The following is a 22,398-nucleotide window of genomic DNA, read 5'->3' as shown; positions in this document are numbered from 1 at the left end:
CACGCGGGGAGACGATCATCCCGTCGGATACGCTCTGCTCACACCGCTCGCGGTTTGCTCGGGGCGATGTCGAAGTCCTGATTGGACTCCCGTCCGCGCGCGGCCACGGGCCAGCGTGTTTCCACGGCATGGCCGCGCACACCGATGATCTCGTCGAACAGATGCACCACGATGCAGACGTGGTTGGGGATCAGACGCACCTGATCGCCGAGTCGCGGACGCCAGGAGGTGTTCGAGAGATCGAGGATGCCGTGTTCTTCCGACATCCGCGTCACGAACACCTCGGGGTGATCCTGCACCATCGCGAATCCGTCGCCGTCGGCGCGCAGCGGTTCGCGCCCCAGCGTCTTGGTGCCGGCATCGATCACGGCCTGCCCCTTCACCGCGACACTGACCACCGTGGCGAGCACCGTGAGCGCACAGTCGTCCCAGTCGCAGGCGCCGATGCTGGCGGTGGTGCGGTCGTTGTAGACGTAGGTTCCGGGACGCACTTCGGTCACGCCGGGAATCTCGTGCATGCGCCACGCCGCCGGCGTGGAGCCACCACTCACGACGGCCGGCGGCAGTCCCGCTTCGGTGAGGGCGTCGATGAAAACACCGAGATCGGCGCCGACTTTGCGCAGCAGCGCATCCTGTTCACCCACGGGAGAGCGGATATGGCCGGGGTAGAACTGCAGGCCGGCAAATTCGAGCCCCGATGTCCGATCGATATGCCGCGCGATGGCGACCGCCTTCTCGGGTGTGGTGACGCCCACGCGGTGCATGCCGAGGTCCACTTCCACGCGCACGTCGAACGTGCGTTGCCCGAGCCGCGCCGCCACGGAGAGGGCATCGAGCGACTGGATGTCGTCGGCGGCCACCGATACGCGCACGTCCCGGGGCAGACGGGCCAGCCGTTCGAGGCGCGCGGCGCCCACGGGCGGGTAGGCGATGAGCAGATCGTCACATACCTCCGCCATGACTTCGGCTTCGCGCAGCGTGGCGCAGGAGAGACCCACGGCACCCAGTCGCAGCTGTTCCGCGGCAATGCGCGGCGATTTGTGCGTCTTCACATGCGGACGGAGTTTCAGTCCGTGCAGGGTGACGTAGGCGGCCATCCGGTCCAGATTGTGTGCAAGCCGGTCGAGATCGACGACCGGAACCGGGGTCTCGAGCTGTTCGAGATACGTTGCCACCGTGCTTCCTCCTGCCACTCAAGAGATGTCCGCTGAATCGTCCCCCCAGTCATCTGCGTCCTCCGCTTCGACCGAACAGACCAGCCGTGCCTGGACGTCGGTCATGCTTCCCGATGTCCCACCGCCTGCGGGAGCCTACTCGCCGGGCGTGCGCACCGCAAATGGGACGTCGTTGCTGTTCGTGTCCGGACAGACGCCGCGCGACCCGGCCACGGGCCAGATCGTGGGCACGACCTTCGAAGAGCAGACGCGTCTCACGCTGGCCAATCTCGAACGGGTGGTGCGGACGGGTGGCGCCACGCTGGCCGATATCGTGAGTGTCACCGTGTATCTCGCCGACGAAAACGACTGGGGCACGTTCGATCAGATCTACCGCACGGTGTTCTCGGCGCCGTTTCCCACGCGCGCCGTGGTGGGCGCCTCGTTGCGTGGCATCCTGGTCGAGATCTCGGCCATCGCGGTGGTGCGCTGATCCGGTGCGTCAGGGTGAGGGAGGTCCCGGTGATCCGGTGACGGTGGTGTATCTCACCGACCGCGCGCAGCGGCTGGCATTGGACCGCACACTGCGCGCGGCCGGGTTGACGGTGCGGCTCGCGTCGCGGCCAGCGGAACTGGCCAAGGCGTTGGCCGACGGTCGTGCGCGCGCGGTGATCTGTGACCCGCACACCCGTGTGCAGATCGGCGCGGTTCTCGCGGGTAGCACATCACCTGACCCGCAGTTGCTGGTGATCTCGGCTGATGTTGCGGCGGACGAGATCCTGACGCAGTTGCGTGGGGTGGTCGGTTGAGTGCACTGCGCGCTACATGGCCATCTGCAAATGGCTCCACATAGGTTTCCCCGATCTGTCATGGCGCGGAGTTCCCGTCGCCACTGAGGACTCATCCTGCTGGTATCCGGCTGTTCATCCCGCCGGTATCGCGCCCCGCAGGGGCGCCCCCAAACACTCGCCGCCGGCCCAGATCCCACCGCCTCGCGCCAGCAATCTCGCGCCACTCCCGCCACGGGCCCACACGCATCTGAGGAGTCCGCTGGCATTGAGGGGCGCCCTTCGGGCGCGATACCGGCAGGATGAACAGCCGGATACCTGCAGGATTTGTCCGGTGCAGGCCGAATGGCCCGCGTTCTTGCACTTCGGCGCCACTGTGGTCGGTCAATCCTCACCCTTGAGTCGACGCAGCGCGCGGCGGTCCCGTTTGCCGGGCTTTCCGTCTCCGTAGGCGAAGGCCGTGGGCATGGAACGCAGTTGTTCGGCCACCCGTTCCCGCCGGATGCGACCCTCCTCGGTTTCTTCGTACAACTGGCGGGCAATCTCGGCGGATCCGCGACGTTCGGCCACGTCACGCACGATGAGGCACCATTCGACGGGGCCCTGACGCAGTCGCACTTCATCGTTCACCTGCACCGGCTTGGCGCGCTTGGCACGCTCACCGTTCACGTCGACTTTGCCGCCATCGACGGCCTCGGCGGCGAGGGCGCGCGTTTTGAAGAACCGCGCCGCCCAGAGCCATTTGTCGAGACGCACACGTCCCGGTGGCAGGCCGTCGTTGTCGTCGTCGTTCGGCTGTGGTTGACTCTTACCGCGACTCATCGCGACGCTCCGCCTCTTCCACTTCCCGCAGCCGCGCGATGGCGCCGGCGTATACCGAGCGAACGGCGGCCTGCGCCTGATGCTGCTTCATGCGCGCCTCCAACTGCGGGACGAGCGCGGCGGCCAGCGTCGCCGTGTCTGGCTCCTCCTCGCCGTCGGTTCCGATTTCCTCGAGGAGATCGATGACGTCTTCGCAGGCATCGGCCATGCGTTCCGATGTGGCGGCATCAGGGCCCGGGACTTTCGTTCCGCGCCGCATGGTCGAGACGCGTTCGTGGAGTGCGCGCGCGTCTTCGGTGAATCGGTTGATGAGATAATCCCGGGCGGTCAGGGTCATACCCGTGAATCTATTGGGACATCCGGCCGGTGCCGATTCCACGGCGTCAATATTTCAGGGGGGAGCTGGTCAGGGAGGAGATCAATAGGAACCACGTCGCGCGTCAGAATCCCTCGGCACGCGCGACACCCAGTTCATCCCGGGCCACGCGCCAGGCGTCCAGCCAGGCCTCGGCAATCACCCGCGGTCTGATGCCCAGCCGCTGCGATCGGTACAGCATGTCGTCCCACCAGCCGTAGTCCATCGCATCGACCACATCCAGCAACTGCCCCAGGGGCTGCGCACGATCGACCAGTACGTCCTTGAGCGCAGGCGGCAGCGACAGCCGCTGGGCGATGACCGGACCCGGCGCGCCCAGGGCAAATTCGAGTGTCGACAACAAGCCCGCGATGACGCGCGCCCGTGGATGTGGCGCCGTGTCGAGCGCGGTGCCCACACGCTCGCAGAGACGCGCCCGTCGCAGAGTCAGGAATGCAAGCTCGTGATCCTGCGCCGCGTCGCCGATGAGACGCGCGATGACGGCGACCATGCGCTCCATGATCGCATCGCGTCCGAGCATCGTGAGCGCGTGCGACACCGATCGTGGGCCCCGCACTCCCAGCGACGCAGAAGACATGGCCTTGAGCAACGACGCCGCGACATGCGGATCGTCGCGTACGAATGCGTCGAACGTGGCGTCGGGTGGACGACCGTCGGCAAAGGCCGCGAGCATCGTGATCGCGCGGATGATGCTGTCTTCCGTGGTGCGATCGGGGGCCACCGCCGCGCCCCGCGTGAGCTGTCGACCACAGTAGAGCGGTGCACCAGCCGACAGCACACGCTGACGGGTCACCCGATCGTCCACACCACGCACGAGCGGACGCAGCCCCGCGTCGTTGAGCACGTGGATCCGTCCTTCGAGAACGGCTGCCGGTGTCCGCGCCGCATCGAGTACGATGGTGCTGCCGGTGAGCGAGGGGGGGAGCGGCTCACCTTCGGGATACCCCAGGAGCGCGAACTGGAATCCCGTCCCGATCAGACGGTCCACGGCACGGCGCGTGGGCGGATCGTCGAGCGCTTCGGTGGCCACGAGCCACACGGCGTCGACGGACGCAAATCGCGTGATCGCGCCGTCGCGCACCAGTGCCGGCGTGACCGGAACGATCACGCTGCGTCCGGCCAGACGCGCCAGCATCGGCACTCGTTCGACGATGCGCCGTGCTTCCTCGTCGGGGCCATCGCTGTGGCGCACGTCGTCCGGACATCCCGACACGCCGTACCCGACCACGCGGGCGCGGCGGTCGCGCAACGCCATCATCGAGATCAGCACGGCGCGGCGCTCATGCTTCGGGGCGGGCCAGTTCGGAGTTGAAGTACGCGGTCTCGCCCGTCACGTCGCGCACGATGTAGGGCGCCAGCCATCCCGGCACGTCGAAGGCTTCGTCCATCGACTGCAACTCGATTTCCGCGAGCACCAGCTGACGATCGCGGAACACGTCGATCTCCCAGTGATGCACACCTTCGGCGATCGTATAGCGCTCCTTGCGCACCCGCGCCTGACGCGTGAGTGGCCACAACGACGCGAAGAGATCGGGTGCGGTGGCTTCCTCCACTTCGATGCGCGCTTCCACCGGTCCGAGTTTGATGGTGCGCCAGCACGACACCGTGCCATCGGGCTCCACGCGGCGGCGCAGACGTTCCTTGAGCGCCTTGCCCGGCAACCATCCCTGATCGATCTGCGTGGGCCGGAGCGCACGCACGACGGGTGGACATTCACGCAGCAGAAACTTGCGTTCGATCTCGAGGGGCAGGCCACCGGTTGCCTTGGGGGACGTCATGGTCCGCAGTTCAGTGATCGCGGCGGCGAGCGACTCGGCCACATCCGACGGGCGATCGACCCAGTCACTCACGAACGCGGCATGATGCGCGAGCATCGTGTCGTGCAGCGCCCGTTCGAGCGCCGGCAATTCAGCCTTGTGCGCACGGTGGGCCAGCAACTGCGCATCGCGGATGGCGCCGAGGAGATCCTGTCCGCGGGTGGCGCGATCGAACCAGGCGCCCAGCGCGGCATGTGTCCTGGCGAACGGCGCGAGCAACGCGCGCTGACGCTTGAGGCGAATGCGCAGGCGATGCATCTCCACTTCGGCCCCTGCGTCGCGCAGCCGTTCCAGGTCCCTGCGCAGACGGCCCTCGCTGCGTGCCAGTCGGGATGCCAGGTGCCGCGCGTAGGGCGTGGGGGGGCTGCCGCCGCCCACACGCTTCAGGAGGCGATAGGTGCTGAGCCGGCCGAGCAGACGTTCCACGATGGGATCGAAATGACGGCGGAATGCCGATTCGACATCGGTGCTGGCGCGCTGCGAGCGACGTTCGAGTCGTTCGCGCAGTCGCTGGGCTTCGGCACGGGCGTCATCCGGGAGATGATCGTGTTCGGCTTCCAGCCAGGCGCGCTGCACATCCGAATCCCGCACCTCGTTCGTGGCCTGACCCAGGGCCCGTAGCGCGCGTGCCAGCCGCCGATCGATGGCGCCGTCGAGCACACTGTCGTGTTCACGCAGGGTGGCCCGCAGCCGGCGGAGCGCCACCCGGGCCTTGTGCAGGACATCCGCCGCGGTGGCCCTGCGCGTCGCCTCGTGATGGGCCGGATCGCTTTCGTCACCGGTCACGGTCTGCGGCAGCGTCTGCCATGCCTCCCGGGCATCGATGAGCTGATGCAACCAATGCAGGGCCAGCAGGCGCGCCCCTTCCTGGGCCGGCCGGGTCAGCGCACCGGGCAGCAGCCGACGCACGTCGGCGGCCGGCAGAGAACGATCGGGGGAAGACATGTCCATCATGGCCTCAACTTAGCGCCTGATCGCCCGATCGGCGGCGGATCGGGTGACCCCTTTGGTGACACCTTTCGTGACACCTTTGCCGGTTCGCGGCGTACATGCAATGGAGAGTCCCGAAGAGCCGGCGATGATCCGGCGCGTTGTCCTTGTTCCCCTTCGTTTCCTTCTGCCCGACTTCCCGTGCGTCATTTTCCGCGTCCTTTCCCATCGATGTCGTCGGCGACGTCTTCGAGCCGTCGTCATGCCGTGTCGCATGCCGCGCTCGGCGCTCTGGCCCTGGCTCTGGTGTTCCCGCTCACGCTCGAGGCGCAGAGAGATACGCGGAGCGATACGCAGCGCGATGCGCCGTCGGGACGTGGATCCTTCGGTATCCATGCCCAGGTCTCCGAGCCTAAGGGCGACTTTGCCAACAACACCAGCAATGGCTGGGGGCTGGGCGCGTACTTCCTGGGGGGACTGGATCAGAACAGCATCTTCAACATCCGCGGTGACTTCTCGTTCGTGAACTACGCGAACAGCCGGCGGCGCATTCCACTGAGTGGTACGGGTGGGCTCATTCAGCTCGACCTGCGGACGTCGAGCAACATTTTCTCGGTCGTCGCCGGCCCGCAGTTGCTGGGCCCCACCGGAACGTTCACGCCGTATGCGACCGCGCTTGGCGGGTTCTCGGTGTTCTCCACGGAGAGTACCATCGAAGGGTCCGACAATACCAACACCCCCTTCGCGAGCACGACCAACTCCAATGATGTCGTGTGGGCCTATGGCGGTGCCGTCGGTGCGTATGTGCGCGTGTACAACGGACGGAATCCGGTGCGGCTCGATATCGGCGCACGTTTCCTCCGCCATGACGACGCCAGCTATCTCAACGATCAGCGGGTCAAGGAAGCCTTCGAAAACAATCGCCCTGCGATTCCGTTGCGTGGCCGGGCGGACTTTATCACGTACTACCTGGGTGTGAACATCATCGCGTTCTGAAACACATCCCCCGGCGAGTCGCGCTCCCGTGCGCTCGCCGTGGTGGTTCCGTTTCAATCGTCATGATCGCGTCGGCGCTGCTGCTTGGTCCGGGAGCGTCGACGTTTTTCGTCCAGGCGCTCCTGAACGGCACCGCGTGACGGACGCGTGGCCTTGCGGGTGCGCGGCACGATGAGCGCGCGGGCCAGCAGTTGCTGCAACCGCTCCAGCGCCGCGCGGCGGTTCTGCTGCTGACTGCGGAATTCGCCGGCCACGATGCGCAGCGTGCCTTCCCCGTCCAGTCGCGACGCCAGTTTCTCGAGCACACGCGTGCGCTGTTCCTCGCGCAACGCCCGCGTAGTGCGCACGTTCCACTGCACCGCCACACGGGTGGCACTCTTGTTGACGTGCTGCCCGCCCGGGCCGCCGCCCGAAATGGCGCGGATGACCAGTTCGTCCAGCGGAATCGCCACGCCGGGCGCGATCGGCAGGCGTCCTTCATCGGTTGCGTCCGACGCGGCCATCACGATGTGCCTTCGGTGGGTTCGACGCGCTTGTGCACACGCAGCGCGGCCACACGACGTCCGTCCATGGCCACGACCTCGAGTTCACCACCGGGATAGGCGACCCGGTCGCCGACGTGCGGCAGGCGGCCCAGCGTCGCGAACGCATAACCGCCCAGCGTGCTCCAGTCGCCTTCGGGAATGGGCAGCTTGTGATCGGAGCGCACGTCCACCAGCGACAACGAACCGGCGAGTTCCAGCACACCGTCGAAGAGCAGCGCGTCGCGGGAGAGCGGGTCGTATTCGTCGGCAATGTCACCCACCACTTCTTCGACGAGATCCTCCATGGTCACGATGCCCGCCGTGCCGCCGAATTCGTCGAGCACCACGGCCAGATGGGCCCGCGTGCGACGCAGATCGTCGAGCACACGTTCGGCTGCCCGGGTGGCGGGTACGAACAGCGGTTCGCGCAACACCTGATGCAGTTCGAACGTTTCCGGATGCTCCGTGAGCCAGAAGTCCTTGGCCAGAAACACACCCACGATATCGTCGAGCGTGTCGCGGTACACCGGATACCGCGAGTACCGCTCGCGGCGCATGATCTCCGCGAGTTCGTTCCGGTCCACGTTCTCGGCGATGGCCACCATCTCGGTGCGCGGACGCATCACATCGACGGCGCGCTTGTTGTGAAAGTCGAACACGCCGGCCAGCATGGCGGAGTCGGACTCGTCGAGTGTCCCGTGCGCGCGCGCCTGCATCACGAGCAGGCGGAGTTCTTCCGGGCTGTGCACCTGACCGCCCTCCGACACCGGCTGGATGCCGAACGCTCCCAGCATGCGGTTGGCGGTGCCGTTCAGGAACCCGATGAACGGCGACATGGCCTGTGAGAAGATCATGAGCGGGCGCACGATCAGGCGGCTCACCCCTTCCGGCTTGGCGAGCGCGATGGACTTGGGCGCCAGCTCTCCCAGCACGATGTGCAGGAACGTGATGACCATGAAGGCCACCGCGATGCCCGCCCCGGTGTGCGCCGCGCCCGGGCGGGGGGCGATCCCCACCAGGTGCAGGACTTTGTCGACCAGGACCGCCACCGCCGGCTCGCCGATCCAGCCCAGCGCGAGGGAGGCCAGCGTGATCCCGAGCTGCGTGCCCGAGATGTACCGGTCGAGTTGATGGAGGGCCCGCTGGACGACGGCGGCGCTCCGGTCGCCATCGGCGGCCATCTGGTCGATGCGGCTTCGGCGCACCGCCACCAGGGCAAACTCGGCGGCCACGAAGAACGCATTCAGCAGGACCAGGAACAGCACCAGCAGGAGACGCACGGTCGCCGTTCCGAGGGTGAGTTCGGCGTCGGCGGGTAACGCGGGGTCGGCAATCATACCGAAAGGAAACGGTGAGACGGGTGGTTCGTCAGAGTAGTGCAATCTGCAAGACCGACGGGCATTCCGCGCCTCTTGCATTCTGCACGACATCGATTCAGCACCGCTTCAGCAACACTTCCGTCCCTCGATCGCCCCATCGTGCGCCATACGCCCGCCCTGCCGCAGGCACCGGTCCAGGAGATGCTCGACCCATCCCGCATGTTGCGGTGGGTCTGGCTGGGGCGTGCCGTGCTGGCCTGCGCCATTCTCGTGGCCGCCGTTTTTGTATGGAACCGGGCGGAGGCCAGCTCGACACTGATCGCGACGCTGGCTTTCGCGGGCGCGATTCTGGGTACGGGCCTGTCCATGATGTACCTCGGCCGCGAAGGACGGGCCGTGGGCCCGGTCTTCTACGCCGGGCAATGCCTGCTCGATCTGCTGCTGGTGACCACCGTGGTGCATCTCACGGGCGGTTGGAGTTCGCAGTTCGCGGCGCTCTATATCCCCGTGATCGCCAGTGGCGCGCTGCTGCTGTCGTTCCGTGGCGGACTGGCCATGGCGGCCGCTGCCTGCGTGCTGTACGCCCTCGATGCACTCTGGCTCCGGAGCAATGCGGCGCCCTACGCCGGCGTCCTCGTGCAGATCGGCGTGTTCGGGGTGGTGGCCATCGGTTCGGCGTTCGTGGTGCAGCGACTGCGGCAGGCCGGCCTGGGCCGCGAAGCGCTGGCGGCGCAGCTCATCGAGGTCCAGCTCGAAGCCGCCGACATTCTCCGCACCATCCGCTCCGGCATTCTCACCATCGACGGCCGGGGCTTCCTGCTGTACGCGAATCCGGCGGCCTCCGAACTGCTCGGGGTGGACCTTCGGGGACACACCGGGCATCCGGTGTTGCCACTGCTCGCGCGCATATCCCCGCGGCTGGCCGAACTGCTCGAGCAGAGCGCGCGTGACCAGATGCGCACCACCCGCGCCGAGGGCGTGATTCACCGCGACGGCGAAGAGATCGAGATCGGCGTGACCACCACCATCGCCGACGCCGTGCGCCGGGATGGCACGACCAGTGCCACGGCCATCTTCCAGGACATCTCCGACAGCAAACGTTTGCAGGCGCTGCACGTGCGCGCCGAACGTCTGCAGGCGGTCGCGGAACTCAGTGCGTCGCTGGCGCATGAAATCCGCAATCCGCTGGCGTCCATTCGCAGCGCCACCGAACAGCTCGCCCATCGACGTTCGTTGCGGGCCGATGCCGATGAGGACGAACGCATCCTGCATGGACTCATCGTGCGCGAGGCGGACCGGTTGAGCCGGTTGCTCGCCGATTTCCTCGATTTTGCGCGTGCCCGGGTGGCGCGGATGGAAACTCTCGATCTCGGCGCGCTCGCGCACACCGCGGCCATGCTGGCCGCTTCCCATCCCGATCGGCAACCCGGTGTGCAGGTGACTGTGGACGCGGCGCCCGGTCTTCCGCGCGCGCATGGCGACGAAGACCTGCTGCATCGCGCGGTGTTCAATCTCGTGCTCAATGCCATCCAGGCGCTCGGCGAGCAGGGCCACGTGTTCGTGGAAGTCGATCGTTACCATCCGGCGTCGCATGGCGTTTCCACGACCGCCATCACCGGCGAACTCGTCGCGATCAGCGTGACGGACGACGGGCCCGGTATCCCTGAAGAGCTGCGGGATCGGCTCTTCGAACCTTTCGTGACCAGCAAGAGCGGCGGCTCCGGACTCGGATTGCCCGTCGTGCATCGTGCGGTCGAAGCGCACCGCGGCGTGGTCCTGGTGGACCCGCTGCCGCAGGGGACGCGCTTCTCCATCGTACTGCCGCTCTCCACCGCCTCATCGAGTTCCAGCCAGATTGGAGTGGCCGCGTGACCTACGCGCTTTCGGAAGACGCCCCCCGCGTGCTCGTCGTCGATGACGAGACCAGCATTCTCGATTCCCTGCGCATCCTGCTCAAGACAGAGGGGTTTGCCCCGTTCACCGCGCAGGGCGGCAGGCAGGGACTCGAACGGTTGCCCGAGTTGCGTCCCGACATCGTGCTCACCGACGTGCGCATGCCCGACGTGAGCGGAGTGCAGGTGTTGAGTTCCTCGCGACAGGTCGATCCCGATGTACCGGTCATTCTCATGACCGCACAGGCCACGCTGCAGTCTGCCGTGCAGGCGGTGAACGAGGGCGCGTTCTACTACATCCAGAAGCCGTTCCGCAACGACGAATTGATCGCGATTCTCCGGCGGGCGGCGGAACACCGTCGTCTGCGGGTGGAGAACCACGTACTCAAGCAGGAGATCCGTCGTCGCGATCGTCACACGGCGCAACGGCCCATCGGTCGCAGCAAGAGCTGGCTCGATGTGCTGCGGCTGGCGGAAACCGTGGCGCCCACGGACTCCACGGTGCTCATCACCGGTGAGTCGGGCACCGGCAAGGAAGTCATTGCCCGCTACATCCACGAGTTGAGCGCGCGCACCGATCACAGCTTCATGTCGATCAACTGCGGCGCGCTGCCGGAGTCGTTGCTGGAGAGCGAACTGTTCGGTCACGTGAAGGGGTCCTTCACGGGCGCGGTGAAGGACAAGACGGGTCTGTTTGCCGCAGCGAATCAGGGCACTTTCTTTCTGGACGAAATCGGCGAGACCACGCCGTCCATCCAGGTGAAGCTGTTGCGCGTGCTGCAGCAGCGTGAAGTCATTCCGGTGGGTGCCACCGAGCCGCTCACGGTGGACACGCGCGTGCTGGCGGCCACCAATCGCGATCTGGAAGAGGAGATCAAGCGCGGCAGTTTCCGGGCGGACCTCTTCTATCGTCTGAATGTCATCGCGGTACATCTGCCGCCGTTGCGCGGGCGAACGGAAGACATTCCGCTGCTGGCCGAGGGGTTCCTCGCCCGGTCGGGCGCGCTGCGCGGCGAGGCGCCGAAGACGCTGAGTGAAGGCGCCCTCGATGCGCTCATGGCCTATGCCTGGCCGGGGAATGTGCGTGAACTCGAGAATGCGCTCGAACGCGCGGTGATTCTCTCCACCGGGAGTGTGATCACGCCGGACGCCCTGCCCGAACGGGTCACCGCGCGCCGGGCCGAGCCGCTGGTGAGTGAACGCGCGCCGGTCACGCCCACGCTGGAGGCCATCGAGCGGGCCTACATCCAGTGGGTGCTGCAGAACGAGGGTGGCAACAAGACCCGCGCCGCCGACATGCTCGGCATCGATCCGTCCACCTTGTACCGCAAACTCGCCCGCTACGGAGAGGCCTGATGATGCGCAGAATGCATATGCTGAATGCCACGATGCGACGCCGCACGGGGTTTACCCTGATCGAGTTGCTGGCCGTGGTGGCCATCATCGCCCTGCTGGCCACGCTGGCGGTGGCGAAGTTCGGAGACTCGAAGCGACGCGCCTATCTGGCGGCGATGAAGTCGGATCTACACGGCGTGGCGACCATAGCGGAAACACGATACACGCTGGACAACAGCTACGAATACATGACTACGCCCACCGGATCAGCGGGCATCACCCTGACATTCGTCGGCACTATCAATACGTGGACGGCGACGGCGCATCATGCGAAGCTCCCTGGGGTGACGTGCACAATGACGTACGCGCCCAACCTGCCATCGGCGATCGACTGCCAGTAGCAGTGATGGCCGTCCTTGCACCGCCGTGCCGTCACAAATGACCGCACGGCGTCACGGCGCAGGAAATCGGATCGGCGGGTGATGTGCGGGCCCAACTTGCACGCTGCAAGGCTTCTTGCAAAACACTATGTGAAATGAAATGACCCCAGCGGCAATGAAATGATGTAACTCGTTGAATGACAACGATTTCTATTACGCCAGACGCGCTGGCAAGGCAGTTGCCCTATGCGTCGGTGTCGCGAGGCCGGCCACCACGGGTCACCTCGCCGCAACCCCCAACTGGAGAATCACATGAACCGCACGCGCAAGGGCTTTACGCTCATCGAACTCCTGATCGTCGTCGTCATCATCGGCATCCTGGCCGCGATCGCGATCCCGAAGTTCGCCGAGACGAAGGAGAAGGCCTACATCACCGCCATGAAGTCGGACCTCAAGAACATGGTGTCGGGTGCTGAAGCGTTCTACTCGGATAACAATACGTATGCAGGCTTCCCGACGCCCACGGGTTCCTCGGGCGTGACGCTCACGTTCACCCCGGCTGGTGCCACCGGCTGGAGCGCCCATGCGATCCACGGCGCGACTGCGGTGACCTGCGACATCGGCGTCGGTACCGGCCCCATTCCGACCGGTGCCGCGGAAGGCGAGCCGAAGTGCCAGTAAGCACCACCGCACCACGCAATACCGACGGCCGGCCCGCCTAACGGGCCGCACCGGATGGGGGAGGGGGTCGGGCGAATGCCCGGCCCCTTTGCCGTTTCCAGAACCAAAGTCCCGGTTGCTTCCCGGCCGACCACCGCGCATCGTGAACGGCGTGAACGAACCCTCCCGCCCGCGCATCCACGACCGACTCCAGCGTGTCCTCGCCGTGGCGTGCGGGTTGACCATCGTCGCCATCATCGTGACGATGTGGATCACGGAGGGGCTCCCCTCGGCGACGCGCTGGCCGCTCGTCGCCCTGCTGCTGCTGCTCGTGGTCTGGGTGTTTGCCAGCGTACTGCGCCGGCAGGTGGCCCAGTTGGTGGAACGACCGCTCGCCGAGTCGGTCGCGGTGGCCGAAGCCATCGCCAGCGGGGAGAGCAACCGGATCGTGCCACGCGCCGAGACGCAGGAGTTCGATCAGCTGGCCACCAGCATCAACCGCATGACGGAGCAGATGCTGGCCGCCACGCAGTCGCGCATGCGTGTGGAGAAGCTGGCCACGATGGGACGTATCGCCGCCGGCATCTCCCACGAGATCGGCAATCCCGTGGCCGCGATCGCCAACTACGCACATGTGCTGCGCATGCGCACGGCGCAGGTGCCGGGCACCACCGAACCCATCGATGCCCTCGAACGCGAGATCACGCGCATCGATCGCATCATGCGCGGCCTGCTCGACTATGCGCGGCCGCGTCGGCTGACGCCCAAGCCCATCGTCGTCGACAACATCATCGAGGATGTGCTGCGACTGCTCGCCGATCAGGGGCTGACCCGCCGGTTCCGCATCAGCCGCGAGCTCGAAGCGCCCGATGGGGTCGTGTATGCCGAACGCCACGATCTCGAGCAGGTGTTCGTCAATCTGCTGCTGAATGCCGTCGATGCGATGGACCGCGAAGGGGATGTGGTCATCCGCACGCGCATCAACGAAGCCACCGCCTTCGGCGAATCCATCGAGAAGCGCCGCACCGATCCGGCCCCGCAGCGATGGGCCCATCGCCCCAGCAAGCGGGCGCTGGCCTGGCTGGCCCGTCCCGAGTCGCCGCGGCGTTTTCTACAGGTGGTCATGGCCGACTCCGGCACCGGGGTGTCGCCCGAAGACGAAGAGCGCATCTTCGAACCGTTCTTCTCCACCAAGCAGCCGGGCAAAGGGACCGGCCTCGGGCTCGCCATCGTGGCCAGCACCATCGAGAATCTGGGCGGCACCATCTGGGTGCAGCGGGCGCGCGAAGGAGGGGCTGCGTTCGTGATTCTCCTGCCCTTGCATGGTGGCGGCATGCGTGCCGTGACCAGCGAACACGCGGCAATACCGGGTTCTGCGTTGTCAGGGTAGTGCGCGCAATATTCTGATGACACATCATCGGCATGGCTGGCCTATCGTGGCCCCATGCCGATTTCATTTCGCAGTATTCGCAACGGCGGTCATGGCGGGATCGGTGCCCAGACCCACCGCCGGACGGGCTATGTGCTCGTCGAAAGCCTCGTGGCGCTTGTGCTGCTCGCCGGCGGAGCGGCGTTGCTGCATCTGGTCGCCGTCACCACCGCGGCAGGTCTCGATCGCGCCATCCAGCGTGACGCGGCCATCGTGGCCACCGATGTCTCCCGCAACATCTGGCTGCGCCAGGCCTGCTCGTCCGCCCTCCCGTTGGCGGAGGACTGGCCACTCGCGGTGGGATCCCGCCTGGCCCATCAGGTGGACGGTGCCACGGACGGTGCTTTCCGAATGCTCGTGGTGCGCACGTCGTGGACGGAAAGCCCGCTGGCCGATGACGGAGCACCCCCCGCAGTCCGCACGCATCGGGCCAGCACGGGGGTGCGATGCGATTGAGAACCCGCGTGTTCAGGCCGTCTCGTGGCACAGGCTCCCGTGACCCACGTCCCCGTCACGAACGCGGCTTCACGCTCGTGGAACTGCTCGTGGCACTCCCGCTGGCCGCTCTGGTGGCCGCATCGGCCGCGCTGCTGCTCGTGCAGCAGGCGCGCCATATCCGCGGGGGAGAGGCCCGCGGACAGGTCGTCCGCGAACTGCGTCACGCCCGTCTGGTGCTCGAGACCGATCTGGCCGTGTTGCACGCCGACGATCTGCTGATCGTCTCCGATTCATTGCTGGAGTTCCGCGCGCAGCTCGGTATCGGCATCGTCTGCGACATCGATCCATCGGGAGCGCTGGTCGTTGTCGCCGGCGACTCCGGCGGGAGCTGGATGGGGGGAACCCGGGCCGGCGATCAGTTCACCGTCTGGAGCTGGCCTGCCGGGATCGGTGCGATACCGGCCGCGACGACGGCGACGGTCCGGAGTGCGCCTGTATCGATGCCTGCTGGCGCCTGTGGTCCGGTGCCCGATCCAGTGGTTCATCAGCGACGCTGGAAGCTCGACATCGGTGGACTCCCTCCCTCAACGCGCGTGAGCGGCGCGCCATTCCGTCTGCAACGGTTCACACGGTATTCGCACTACCGCAGCGGTACGCAGTGGTGGCTTGGCCGACGCTCGCGCGATCTGACCGGATGGGATGTCGTGCAACCCCTCGCCGGTCCGCTGCAATCGGCGGCACGTCGGGGCATGCGCGTCCGCACCATCGACATGGGAGGCGCTGACGCCACTGCTGGTGACTCCGTGAAAGCCCTGCGCATCGAACTGCGCGCACCGCGCGAAGGCTCCGCGTCAGCGGGTGCCGGCGAAGACAGCCTTCGTTTCGAAATCACCCTTCGCGGCGCATCCCGCGCATCCTCACCATGAATCACAGGGCGGAAGACGGGAAAGATCGGCGGGGATTCGTGCTCCCGTTTGTCCTCGCGGCACTCACCGTGATCGGCTTGCTCGCGCTCAGCTTCACCACGGTCACGCTGCGGGATGGCATGGCCGTATCACACACCGCAGAAGCGCAGCGGCTGTCCATGGCAGGCGATGAAGCTATCGCCCGGTCGCTGCAACGCTGGCAGCTGGACTCGCTGTGGGCGCGAGGGCTCGACACACCGGTCACACGGGATCAGACGCTCTCCGCGTACGATCGGCAGACGGTCACCATCATCAGACCGCACCCCCTGGTCGCCTCGGTGCGTGCCATCGTCACGCATCGCGACCCTCGACGCGGCACACCCATACGACGCGAGCTGCTGCACACCGTCTGGCTCGAGCCGCCGATCGCCGCATTGCCCGCGGCGCTGACGGTGCAAGGTGCCCTGTCGGCCGTCGACCCCACGCTGATCTCCGGAGTCGATCTCCGGACGGCCGACTCGCCCTGCGGAGAGCGCCGGGACACGCTCAGCGTGTTGGCGCTGGTTGCCGATTCGATCCATGAGGATCTCGAAGGTGGCACGCCGTGGACGCTGCGACCGTTGGATATCGGCGTCGGTGTCTCCATCCCGGTGAGTGACAGCAGTGGGGGCCTCCGGCGTATCGGGGCCGCGGCCGCGCGTCTGGGCACCGTGCAGCAACGCACACCGATGCCGGCCCCACTCGATGTGACACCGACGTCACAGCCATGGCATTTGTTGTCACTGTACGGTACGGCCGTGCACCTCGCCGGCCTCTCGCGTTATCGCGGTCTGCTGGCAGTCGACGGGGATCTGGTCGTGGAAGGTGCGCTCGAACTGGACGGCCTGTTGTGGGTACGCGGGCGCCTCGATGTGCAACACGGACAACTCATCGTCGCCGGTACGGTCATCGTGCTCGGAGAGTCCGCTTCCGGGCAGCCCGCCCTCACGCAACCGGTGGCGCGACTGGGCGGTCGGACCCGCATACGCTTCGATCGATGTCTCGCCCAGATGGCGCTCGCCACGGTGGCCGAGCCGCGAAGCGCACCGTTTTCCCTCTGGAACATCGGTCCGCCGTGAAGGCGCGATGTCCCCTGCCGGCGATCGGCAGGGGACCGGCATGTAACCGGGATGTACGGGGCATGCCATGACCCGCGACGAACGGTCGAAAGGTCCCCAATGACGATCCGCGCAAAAAAGGCCCGCACTATCACGGAGTGGGCAGTCGTACCGGCCATGCGCCCAGCAAGGGCCGTTACCTCGTGAGGCTCGGGTCGTTTCAAGGGAGACATGACCGGACTCGGCAGGTCAATCTGTCCCATCGGAAGGGCCCACGAAGGGACATCCGCGCGCGCAAGCACGCACTCACGCTGCAACCACCTACGCCCATGGCGCTCTTCGGCCGCAAGAAACTGACTGTCGGACTGGATGTCGGCTCCGGACTCGTGAAGGCTGTGGTCATCGATCACAGCACCGGCACGCCCGAACTGGCCAAAGTCGTCATCACGCCCCTCAACGACACGGCGATCGTCGAAGGGGAGGTGATGGACCACGGCATCGTCGCCGACGCGATCCGCCAGACGATCTCCGCCACCGGCGTGAAGACGAAACAGATCGTCACCGCGGTGGGTGGTCGCGATGTGATCGTGAAGAAGATCTCCATGGAACGCGTGAAGGAAGCGCAGGCGCGTGAACTGATGCGCTGGGAAGCGGAACAGCACGTGCCGTTCGACATGGACTCCGTCGAACTCGACTTCCAGGTGCTCGACCCGGACGGCGATGGCCTCGACATGAGTGTGTTGCTCGTGGCCGCCAAGCGCGAACTCGTCGAGTCCAAGCAGCATCTGCTGCAGGAAGCCGGCGCCGCGCCCGCGGTGATCGATGTCGACGCCTTCGCGCTGCACAACGCATTCGAAGCGAACTATCCGGATGCGATGAACGGCACGGTGGCGCTGCTCAACATCGGAAACGAAGTCACGAATCTCAACATCCTCGACGACGGTGTGCCGATCCTCACGCGCGATCTCGGGGTCGGCACGCGCCGGTTCCGGGAAGATCTGCAGCGCGAGCAGGGTGTGAGCGCGGACGACGCCGAAGAGCTGCTGCGCAGCTTCGACCGGCAACCCGCTCTCGATAGCGCCATCGCCATGCGGGGCGAGGAACTCGCCATCGGTGTCGAGCGTGCCGCCACGTTCCTGGCCACGTCTTCCCGCACCTTCGGGCAGATTCGCGCCGTGTATGCCTGTGGCGGCGGTGCCCGCGTGCCGGGCCTGCTCCCCTGGTTGTCGGAGCGTCTTCGTATTCCCGTGCAGCCCGCCAATGCGCTCGCCAAGCTCGCCGTGCGTGAGGGGGCGCTCGAATTCCTGTCCACCGACGAAGTGGCCCCGCTGCTGATGTTGCCGGTGGGTCTTGCCTTGCGTGCCGCGGCCTGAGGACCAACGCCATGATGCTTGAAATCAATCTCGCTCCCGGGGCCCGCAAGGGAGCCCGTACCGGCACCGGGCTGGCGCTCCCCGCGGCCCTGAGTGCGGTCACCGCCAATATCCGCGATCCGTGGCTCATCGGCTCGGCGGCATCGGTCGTGGCCGCCGTCGCCATCGTCGGGGTGCTGTTCACGTCGCAGAATGCCCGGGCCGGTGAACTCGATCAGCGGCTCGAGCGGGCGCTGCGTGACTCGACGCGCTACGCCAAGGTGCTCGATGCCCGTCAGCGCCTGACCGCCGAGCGGGATTCGGTGCACCGGCAGCTGCAGATCATCCGTACCATCGACGACAACCGGTACAACTGGGCGCACATCCTCGATGAGGTGAGCCGCGCCCTCCCGGCCTACACCTGGCTGACCACGATCGAGCAGACCAGCAAGGCCCCCCTGCCGCCGGGTGTGGACAGCGTGGTGAAGGCCGCGGCGAAGCCCGCCAAGGCGGCTGCCGGCAAGAAAACCGAGGAACCCAAGCGGGATACGGTCGAAGTCCATCCGCCGCTCACGTTCCGCGTCGTCGGTCAGACCGTCGACATCCAGGCGCTCACGATGTTCATGCGCCAGCTGGAGAGCTCCCCGTTCGTGCAACAGGTGGCTCTGGCCAAGTCCGAGATCGTGATCGTCGATGGCAAGGACGTCACCCAGTTCGAACTGACGGCCGCCTATGAAGTGCCACCCGCGGGCGTCGTGCAGACGACACCGCTCGTCGTTCCCGTGCGCTGACCCGAGTCCACCATGGCTATCGCTCCCATCAATCAGCGTGATCAGGTCAAGCTGCTCATCGGCTTCGTCGCGATCGCGCTCGCCGTACTCTATTGGATGTACCCCTACTCGTCGAAGAACGCGCAGATCGCGCTCGACGAGTCGCGTATCACCACACTCGAAGACGCCAACCAGCGGGCGGCGCGCGAGTTCGCCAGTGGCAGCATCGAAGTGCTGCGGGCGCAGGCGGCCGAGAATCGTTCGGCGCTCACGGTGATGCGTCGCCTCGTGCCGACGGGCAACGAGGTGCCGGCCCTGCTCGAGGAAGTGAGCACCGCGGCCCGCCGCGCCGGTCTCGATGTGGGCGGTGTCGTACCCGAACCGGTGATCCAGGGCGATCGCTTCGACACCTATCGCTACACCATCACCATCATCGGCGGTTATCACCAGTTCGGCGAGTTCCTCGCCAACGTGGGATCGCTGCCGCGCATCGTGGCACCGGTGAACTTCTCCGTGGCAACGGGCACCGCCGCGAACCGCACCAGCCGCATCCGCACGTCGGAGAAGAATGCGCTGGCCTCGACGATCACACTGCAGACTTACGTCGAGAAGACGGCACCGGCCCCGAAGGCCAAGGAGCGTGCATCATGATGCCGCGATTCCCGCTCTCCCGAGCACTCGCGGCCGGCCTGCTGGCTGCCGTGCTCACGGGCGCGCCCCGGACCGTGGCCGCCCAGACCTCACGGACCGACGCCAAACCGGCCGGTGCCCGCGTGGTGTCGTCGGAAGCCGCAGGAACCGTGGGTGCGGCAGCGACGGCGGCGGCGAACAAAGCCGGCGCGATTGCACCGGCCAGCGAAATCACGCTGCATCGCGAAGTCTTCTCGTACAGCAGCGGTGGGCGTCGCGATCCCTACGCCTCGCTGATGTCGAGCAATGCCGTCCGCCCGCTCCTCAGTGATCTACGCCTCACGGCCGTGGCCTTCGACCCCGATGGCAACAACTCCGTGGCCATTCTGCGCGACAGTCACTCCAAGGAGCAGTACCGCATCCGCGTGGGCCAGCAGCTGGGTCGCCTGCGTGTCAGTGCCATCCGCCAGAAGGCGGTGCAGTTCACCATCGAAGAATTCGGATTCAATCGGCAGGAGACGCTGCCGCTGAGCAGCGACACGACGAAAGTGAGGAACCCATGATGGGATCGATGACCGTTGCGGTGACCGCCGCCCTGCTGGTGTACGGTATTGTGCCCGGCACCCCGGTGGCAGCCACCGCCCCCACGGCCGCGATGGCCATCACGCATCACCCGGCCACCGGTGCCGCATCCGACGATGACGCGCCCGTTCGTGGCCGCGTGCATGCCATCGAGGTGGCGCCGTCGGCTGGTGGTGCCGATGTGCTCATCGGCGCCGACTCCGGGCTGACGCTCGCGCACTTCACACTCGACAATCCGTCGCGCATCGTCATCGATCTGGGCGGAGCCAATCTCGCCGTGCGGTCGACGTACGATGGCAAGGCCCGCGGCCCGATCCGCAATGTGCGGTTGTCGCAGTTCCGCGCCGATACCGTGCGTCTCGTGATCGATCTCGACGCCTCGCGTCGCTACACGGTCGAACGCGAAGGCAACAGTGTCCGCATCGCACTCGCCGCGCCGGCCGTGGCGTTTGCACCCTGGACCACCGGGAACGTCACGCGCACGACCATGGCGACGGCGGCTGGCCGCCTCGATGTCGGCCCGGTCGCAACGCCGGTTGCTCCATCGGTCGAGCCCACGCCGGTCGTTGCGCAGCCCGCGAAGATCGACGTGCCTGTGGCCGAAGCGCCGAAGGTGACGCCGCCTCCCGCGGTCGAAACGACCGCTGTGGCGACCGCGGCCCCCGTGGTACCCACGGCACCGGCCAGCTCGGCCCGCCGTCAGCCGCAGCCCAAGCCGCGCATCACCGTCAGCTACGATGGCACGGACATCCGTGACGTCATCGCCGCTTTCGCCACGTTCTCCGGCCGCACCATCGTTGTCGGCAAGGACGTCCAGGGCATCGTCACCGCCGACATTTCCGACAAGCCATGGGACGTCGCGCTGCAGGCCATCCTGCAGGCGCAGGGCCTGGCGGCCACGGAAGACGCCAGCGGCATCATCGCCATCGACAGCTATCGCAATCTGGCGCAGAACCAGGCGCTCGAGCCGCTGATCACGCAGATCCTCGATGTGAACTACGCGAAGGCGGCGGTGCTGAAGGGCACCGTACAATCTCTGCTGGCTCGCGACTGCACCGGCCTCACCACGGCCGCCACCGGTCGTGACATGGGCATGAACGTGAATCAGAGCAGCGGCAGCGGCGGCCAGCAGAATCAGATGGGCGGACAGGGCTGCGTGGTACGCGGCTCCGTGGCCGCCGACAGCGCCACCAACAAGCTCATCATCACCGAAGTCCCCTCGCGTCTGCCGGAAATCGTCGCCCGCATCCAGCAGCTCGACATCCGCACGCCGCAGGTCGCGATCAAGGCGAAGATCGTCTTCGTCAACCGCACCGGCATCCAGGACATCGGTCTCGCCTACGACCTCGGCACCGGCAACAAGCAGTTCTTCCAGCAGCTGGTGCCGCGCACCGATCCGAACACGCTCAAGCCGGTGGACACCAACGGTGACGGCGTGCCCGACGCGATGGGTGGCGGGTCGCCCTTCGAAGGCCCGGCCCGCATCAATCTCGGCGGCAACGCCATCGCCGGCATCGCGAACGCCAACAACGCCATCAAGCCGAACGCGCTCAATCTGATCTACAGCACCGCGCTGGGTCGCTATCAGCTCACGGCCTTCCTCAACGCGCTGCAGACGTCGTCGCTGGCCGATGTGCAGTCGGAACCCAGCATCACGATCCTGAACAACCGCAGCGCCGAGATCTTCGTCGGTCAGGAGATCCCCATCCGGGTGATCGACGCCTCGTCGGGTGGCGGTGGCGCCAGCGGCGGCGGTGGTGGGGGCGGTGGCGGCGGTGCGAATGGTCAGCCCAACGCGGCGGCGTTCTTCCCCCGCGCCACGGTCTCCAAGGAAGAAGCCGGCATCAAGCTCTCCGTCACGCCGCAGATCACCAACAACAAGATGGTGATGCTCAACATCAAGGCGGAGAACTCCAGCGCGGAACTCTCGTCCACCGATGTGGGCGTGATCTTCAACCGGCAGCGTGCGGAATCGCAGGTGCTGGTGGCGGACGGCGAAGCGGCAGTCATCGGCGGACTCACGGTCACCGAAACCACGCGCTTCCGCAGCGGGATTCCGGTGCTCATGAATCTGCCGTTCGTCGGCCGGCTGTTCTCGCAGAACACCAAGAACGAGACCAAGCGCGACCTCCTGATCCTGGTCACGCCGCACATCCTGGACGAAGGCATCACGCCGCCAGGCCGCTGACGCGAACGGGGATC

23 protein-coding genes are annotated in these 22,398 nt (G+C 66.6%); 16 read left to right on the top strand and 7 right to left on the bottom strand.

Annotated elements, in window-relative coordinates:
* Positions 1–38: 38 nt before the first annotated feature.
* Positions 39–1,175 (bottom strand): alanine racemase, encoded by a 1,137-nt coding sequence (locus WG208_RS17350; protein WP_337172645.1) that lies wholly within the window; start codon positions 1,173–1,175, stop codon positions 39–41.
* Positions 1,176–1,278: 103 nt separating this feature from the next.
* Between WG208_RS17350 and WG208_RS17345 the strand changes: the two genes are divergently transcribed.
* Together WG208_RS17345 and WG208_RS17340 are read left to right on the top strand one after the other, a co-directional pair.
* Positions 1,279–1,647, top strand: coding sequence for a Rid family hydrolase (locus WG208_RS17345; protein ID WP_337172644.1), 369 nt, complete (start codon positions 1,279–1,281; stop codon positions 1,645–1,647).
* A 46-nt stretch (positions 1,648–1,693) separates the two neighbouring features.
* Positions 1,694–1,963 carry a hypothetical protein gene (locus WG208_RS17340; protein ID WP_337172643.1) on the top strand — a complete coding sequence of 90 codons (270 nt, stop codon included), beginning with the start codon at positions 1,694–1,696 and terminating at the stop codon, positions 1,961–1,963.
* 363 nt (positions 1,964–2,326) lie between these two features.
* Here WG208_RS17340 and WG208_RS17335 read toward each other — a convergent pair whose 3' ends face one another.
* The 4 genes from WG208_RS17335 to WG208_RS17320 form a co-directional block, all read right to left on the bottom strand.
* A complete protein-coding gene (locus WG208_RS17335; RefSeq protein ID WP_337172642.1) occupies positions 2,327–2,764 on the bottom strand; it encodes a S4 domain-containing protein in 438 nt (145 codons plus the stop codon).
* Positions 2,751–3,101: a hypothetical protein gene (locus tag WG208_RS17330; RefSeq protein ID WP_337172641.1), complete on the bottom strand. Its 351-nt coding sequence runs from the start codon at positions 3,099–3,101 to the stop codon at positions 2,751–2,753. The genes WG208_RS17335 and WG208_RS17330 overlap by 14 nt, the downstream gene beginning before the upstream one ends.
* Positions 3,102–3,204: 103 nt before the next feature.
* Complete coding sequence (locus WG208_RS17325) at positions 3,205–4,410, bottom strand: HDOD domain-containing protein (protein WP_337172640.1); 1,206 nt, start codon at positions 4,408–4,410, stop codon at positions 3,205–3,207.
* Positions 4,411–4,420: 10 nt separating this feature from the next.
* Positions 4,421–5,911 carry a CHAD domain-containing protein gene (locus WG208_RS17320; RefSeq protein WP_337172639.1) on the bottom strand — a complete coding sequence of 497 codons (1,491 nt, stop codon included), beginning with the start codon at positions 5,909–5,911 and terminating at the stop codon, positions 4,421–4,423.
* 207 nt (positions 5,912–6,118) lie between these two features.
* Here WG208_RS17320 and WG208_RS17315 point away from each other — a divergent pair, with 207 nt between their 5' ends.
* A complete protein-coding gene (locus WG208_RS17315) occupies positions 6,119–6,883 on the top strand; it encodes a hypothetical protein (RefSeq protein ID WP_337172638.1) in 765 nt (254 codons plus the stop codon).
* Positions 6,884–6,936: 53 nt separating this feature from the next.
* Here WG208_RS17315 and arfB read toward each other — a convergent pair whose 3' ends face one another.
* Together arfB and WG208_RS17305 are read right to left on the bottom strand one after the other, a co-directional pair.
* Positions 6,937–7,386 (bottom strand): alternative ribosome rescue aminoacyl-tRNA hydrolase ArfB, encoded by a 450-nt coding sequence (gene arfB, locus WG208_RS17310; protein ID WP_337172637.1) that lies wholly within the window; start codon positions 7,384–7,386, stop codon positions 6,937–6,939.
* Entirely contained in the window at positions 7,386–8,744 is a 1,359-nt protein-coding gene (locus tag WG208_RS17305) for a hemolysin family protein (protein ID WP_337172636.1), read from the bottom strand. Before WG208_RS17305 ends, arfB begins: the two co-directional genes overlap by 1 nt.
* Before the next feature lie 141 nt (positions 8,745–8,885).
* On the opposite strand from WG208_RS17305, the gene WG208_RS17300 reads away from it, so the two are divergent.
* From WG208_RS17300 to WG208_RS17240, 13 genes are all read left to right on the top strand, one after another.
* The gene (locus WG208_RS17300; protein WP_337172635.1) at positions 8,886–10,598 is read left to right on the top strand and encodes an ATP-binding protein; all 1,713 of its coding nucleotides are present in this window, start codon (positions 8,886–8,888) and stop codon (positions 10,596–10,598) included.
* The gene (locus WG208_RS17295; RefSeq protein ID WP_337172634.1) at positions 10,595–11,974 is read left to right on the top strand and encodes a sigma-54 dependent transcriptional regulator; all 1,380 of its coding nucleotides are present in this window, start codon (positions 10,595–10,597) and stop codon (positions 11,972–11,974) included. The genes WG208_RS17300 and WG208_RS17295 overlap by 4 nt, the downstream gene beginning before the upstream one ends.
* 2 nt (positions 11,975–11,976) lie before the next feature.
* Entirely contained in the window at positions 11,977–12,354 is a 378-nt protein-coding gene (locus WG208_RS17290) for a type II secretion system protein (protein ID WP_337172633.1), read from the top strand.
* 291 nt (positions 12,355–12,645) lie between these two features.
* Positions 12,646–13,014, top strand: coding sequence for a prepilin-type N-terminal cleavage/methylation domain-containing protein (locus WG208_RS17285; protein WP_337172632.1), 369 nt, complete (start codon positions 12,646–12,648; stop codon positions 13,012–13,014).
* A gap of 151 nt (positions 13,015–13,165) precedes the next feature.
* The gene (locus WG208_RS17280) at positions 13,166–14,383 is read left to right on the top strand and encodes an ATP-binding protein (protein WP_337172631.1); all 1,218 of its coding nucleotides are present in this window, start codon (positions 13,166–13,168) and stop codon (positions 14,381–14,383) included.
* 54 nt (positions 14,384–14,437) lie between these two features.
* Positions 14,438–14,878 carry a hypothetical protein gene (locus WG208_RS17275; RefSeq protein WP_337172630.1) on the top strand — a complete coding sequence of 147 codons (441 nt, stop codon included), beginning with the start codon at positions 14,438–14,440 and terminating at the stop codon, positions 14,876–14,878.
* Positions 14,879–14,886: 8 nt separating this feature from the next.
* The gene (locus WG208_RS17270; RefSeq protein ID WP_337172629.1) at positions 14,887–15,786 is read left to right on the top strand and encodes a prepilin-type N-terminal cleavage/methylation domain-containing protein; all 900 of its coding nucleotides are present in this window, start codon (positions 14,887–14,889) and stop codon (positions 15,784–15,786) included.
* Positions 15,783–16,883: a hypothetical protein gene (locus tag WG208_RS17265; protein ID WP_337172628.1), complete on the top strand. Its 1,101-nt coding sequence runs from the start codon at positions 15,783–15,785 to the stop codon at positions 16,881–16,883. The genes WG208_RS17270 and WG208_RS17265 overlap by 4 nt, the downstream gene beginning before the upstream one ends.
* 308 nt (positions 16,884–17,191) lie before the next feature.
* Positions 17,192–18,235 (top strand): type IV pilus assembly protein PilM, encoded by a 1,044-nt coding sequence (gene pilM, locus WG208_RS17260; protein WP_337172627.1) that lies wholly within the window; start codon positions 17,192–17,194, stop codon positions 18,233–18,235.
* Between the two features lie 11 nt (positions 18,236–18,246).
* A complete protein-coding gene (locus WG208_RS17255; RefSeq protein ID WP_337172626.1) occupies positions 18,247–19,005 on the top strand; it encodes a PilN domain-containing protein in 759 nt (252 codons plus the stop codon).
* A 12-nt stretch (positions 19,006–19,017) separates the two neighbouring features.
* Complete coding sequence (gene pilO / locus WG208_RS17250) at positions 19,018–19,635, top strand: type 4a pilus biogenesis protein PilO (protein WP_337172625.1); 618 nt, start codon at positions 19,018–19,020, stop codon at positions 19,633–19,635.
* Positions 19,632–20,177: a hypothetical protein gene (locus WG208_RS17245; RefSeq protein WP_337172624.1), complete on the top strand. Its 546-nt coding sequence runs from the start codon at positions 19,632–19,634 to the stop codon at positions 20,175–20,177. The genes pilO and WG208_RS17245 overlap by 4 nt, the downstream gene beginning before the upstream one ends.
* Positions 20,178–20,185: 8 nt before the next feature.
* The gene (locus WG208_RS17240; RefSeq protein ID WP_337172623.1) at positions 20,186–22,384 is read left to right on the top strand and encodes an AMIN domain-containing protein; all 2,199 of its coding nucleotides are present in this window, start codon (positions 20,186–20,188) and stop codon (positions 22,382–22,384) included.
* Positions 22,385–22,398: the final 14 nt, after the last annotated feature.

This window comes from Gemmatimonas aurantiaca, assembly GCF_037190085.1.
GTDB lineage: Bacteria > Gemmatimonadota > Gemmatimonadetes > Gemmatimonadales > Gemmatimonadaceae > Gemmatimonas > Gemmatimonas aurantiaca_A.
This window is presented reverse-complemented; position numbering and strand designations above follow the sequence as displayed.